Origin of the sequence: Arthrobacter sp. I3 (assembly GCF_000520575.1) — a bacterium.
GTDB classification, from domain to species: Bacteria; Actinomycetota; Actinomycetes; order Actinomycetales; family Micrococcaceae; genus Arthrobacter; species Arthrobacter humicola_A.
In genome coordinates, this window is record NZ_KI914916.1 from 139,574 (window position 1) to 142,330 (window position 2,757).

The 2,757-nt window shown below is 68.3% G+C and carries 3 protein-coding genes and 1 pseudogene; 2 read left to right on the forward strand and 2 right to left on the reverse strand.

Going from position 1 to position 2,757, the window contains the following annotated elements:
• Positions 1-216: pseudogene (locus tag Y706_RS24420) on the forward strand (ABC transporter); the annotation flags it as partial.
• Complete coding sequence (locus Y706_RS0108705; RefSeq protein WP_043435522.1) at positions 213-1,049, forward strand: ABC transporter permease; 837 nt, start codon at positions 213-215, stop codon at positions 1,047-1,049. The pseudogene Y706_RS24420 and the gene Y706_RS0108705, both read left to right, overlap by 4 nt.
• 199 nt (positions 1,050-1,248) lie before the next feature.
• On the opposite strand, the gene Y706_RS0108710 is transcribed toward Y706_RS0108705, so the two are convergent.
• Together Y706_RS0108710 and Y706_RS29730 are read right to left on the reverse strand one after the other, a co-directional pair.
• Positions 1,249-2,271 (reverse strand): LLM class flavin-dependent oxidoreductase, encoded by a 1,023-nt coding sequence (locus Y706_RS0108710; RefSeq protein WP_028276305.1) that lies wholly within the window; start codon positions 2,269-2,271, stop codon positions 1,249-1,251.
• 203 nt (positions 2,272-2,474) lie between these two features.
• Positions 2,475-2,757 (reverse strand): hypothetical protein (locus tag Y706_RS29730; protein ID WP_216699119.1); only part of this gene is annotated, 283 nt, incomplete at its 5' end.

Sequence of the window (2,757 nt, forward strand, 5' to 3'; positions counted from 1 at the left end):
GCCGCCTCCCGGCTGCTCGGCGAATCCGCCCGCGACGACGCCGGGCTCTCGCTCACCGTGCCGAGCGACGGCGGTGTCGGCGCGCTGCGCACCGTGCTGGACCGCCTCGACACGGCCAACCTGGAGGTCGACGACCTCAGCATCCACACCCCGGACCTCGATGACGTGTTTTTCGCGCTCACCGGCCGGGTCGAGACGAAGGGAATCGAATCATGACCACCATCGCCGCCAAGCGCCGGACGGCCCCGGGCACCCGCCAGCAATCGCACGTCATTGCCGACTCGGTGACGATGCTGCGCCGCAACCTGCTGCACATGCTGCGCTACCCGGGCCTGTCGGTGTTCACCATCGTGGGGCCGGTAGTCCTGCTGCTGTTCTTCGTGTTCGTGTTCGGCGGCACGCTCGGGGCCGGCCTGCCCGGCGCTGATCCGGCTGGCGGGCGCGAGGCGTATGTCGCCTACGTCATGCCGGGCATCCTGCTGTTGACCATCGCCGGCAGCGCAGGCGGCATCGCGACTACCGTGTCGATGGACATGACCGAGGGCATCACCGCGCGGTTCCGGACGATGGCGATCTCGCGGGCCGCGGTGCTCGCCGGGCACGTGCTCGGCAATACCATCCAGGCGATTATCGCCGTCGTGCTCGTGCTTGGCGTCGGCCTCCTGATTGGCTTCCGCCCGACCGCCGGGTTTGTCGAATGGATCTCCGCCGCAGGTCTGATCGTGCTCATCGCGTACGCGATCAGTTGGCTCGGGGTGGCCATGGGCATGCAGGCGAAGTCGGCCGAGACCGCCAGCAACCTCCCCCTCGTGCTGACCTTCCTGCCCTTCCTCAGCAGCGGCTTTGTGCCGACCGAGTCGATGCCGGAATGGCTGCAGTGGTTCGCGCAGTACCAGCCCTTCACGCCGTTCATTGAGGCCATCCGCGGGCTGCTGCTCGGCACCCCGCTCGACTGGAGCCCGGTGCTGGCAATCGGGTGGTGCGTCGTGCTTGTGGTCGCGGGGTACGCCTGGTCGATGGCGATCTACGAGCGCAAGTCGGTGCGCTAAGCCCAGGGTGCACCCGGTCGCTGCGGGCGGTCGCGAGCGCATCGCGGCCGCCCGTCCTGTGCCTCAGCCGAGGTGGCGTCCGGCGTCAAGGCTGCCGCGCTGGTGAGTGCCGGCTGGACCGGCGTCGTCGCACTGGCGTTGCAATGCTGGACCCCGCAAGTGTCGACGGCGCGGCGCCCGGGGAATCTGTCACGAGGGGTCAGCGCCAGCCGAGCTGCGGCGCCACATACTTCAGGATCGACTCGATGACGTGGGCGTTGTAGTCGACACCGAGCTGGTTCGGGACCGTGAGGAGCAGGGTGTCTGCCGCGGCGATCGCCTCGTCCTCGGCCAGCTTTGCGGCCAGCTCGTCCGGGGCACCGGCGTAGGAGCGGCCAAAGACCGCGCGTGTTTTCTCGTCGATGTTGCCCACCTGGTCGGAGCTGTGGCGGTCGCGGGCGAAGTACTGCCAGTCGCGCTCGTCCGTCAGCGCGAAGATGCTGCGGCTGACCGAGACGCGCGGCTCCCGCTCGTGCCCCGCCTCCTTCCAGGCCTGCCGGTAGAGCTCGATCTGCTCGGCCTGCTGGACGTGGAAGGGCTTGCCGCTCTCATCATCCTTGAGCGTGGAGCTCTGCAGGTTCATGCCGAGCTTCGCCGCCCAGATGGCCGTGGCGTTCGAGCCGGAGCCCCACCAGATGCGCTCGCGCAGCCCCCTTGAGTGCGGCTCCACGCGCAGCAGGCCCGGAGGGTTCGGGAACATCGGGCGGGGGTTCGGCGCCGCAAAACCCTTGCCAGTGAGGACCTCGAGCAGACGCTCGGCGTGCCTGCGGCCCATGTCGGCGTCCGACTCGCCCTCGGCGGGGGCGAAGCCGAAGTAACGCCATCCGTCGATGACCTGCTCGGGTGAACCCCTGCTGATGCCCAGCTGCAGCCGGCCGCCCGCGATCAGGTCGGCCGCGCCAGCGTCCTCCGCCATGTAGAGCGGGTTCTCGTAGCGCATGTCGATCACGCCGGTGCCGATCTCGATGCGGCTTGTCCGGGCCCCGATCGCAGCGAGCAGCGGGAACGGGGAGGCGTATTGCTGCGCGAAGTGGTGGACTCGGAAGTAGGCGCCGTCCGCACCCAGCTCCTCGGCCGCGACCGCGAGGTCGATCGCCTGCAACAGCGCGTCCGACGCGGTGCGCGTGCCGGAATCCGGGTGGTCGGTCCAATGGCCGAAGGACAGGAATCCGATGTTCTTCACACCGGAAACGAACATGGTGGCGGCGGTTCTTATTCCCGCGGGCCCTCAGCCTCGCGCCCCTCCCGCGGCACGCCTGGCGCCCTTTAGGCGGGACCGGGGGATCAGCCGGCCTCGTAGGGGGTCCGGTAGAGGGTGATTCCCCATTCCGCGTTGTGTAGCACGATTCCAGTCTCCCGCTGGGCAAAGTGAAGTGGAGCCTGAAGTTATCGTTTCATCCGGGCCTGTTCCTGGTCCCACGGGAAGTTGCACGTGCCCAGGGAACTTTCCAGTGTCCCCGGATCCGGCGTGATCGTGTCGCCGGCAATGCTGACCGTGACCGAATACGAAGCACAGGGGATGCGCACGGTCATCAACGTGCGGCCGCCAACGCTGCCGAACCGTATCGCGTAATCGCCGGAGCTCAAGCCCGGATCACGGCGCACAGAAGCCGGCGTCATGGAACCCGCTGTGAAATACTGGCACTCCATCGCTCCGTTGGCTACGGCG

Bases quoted from the DNA above. Each gene is read 5' to 3' on its own strand.
- Y706_RS0108705 (WP_043435522.1), top strand. From the start codon at position 213: ATGACCACCATCGCCGCCAAGCGCCGGACGGCCCCGGGCACCCGCCAG.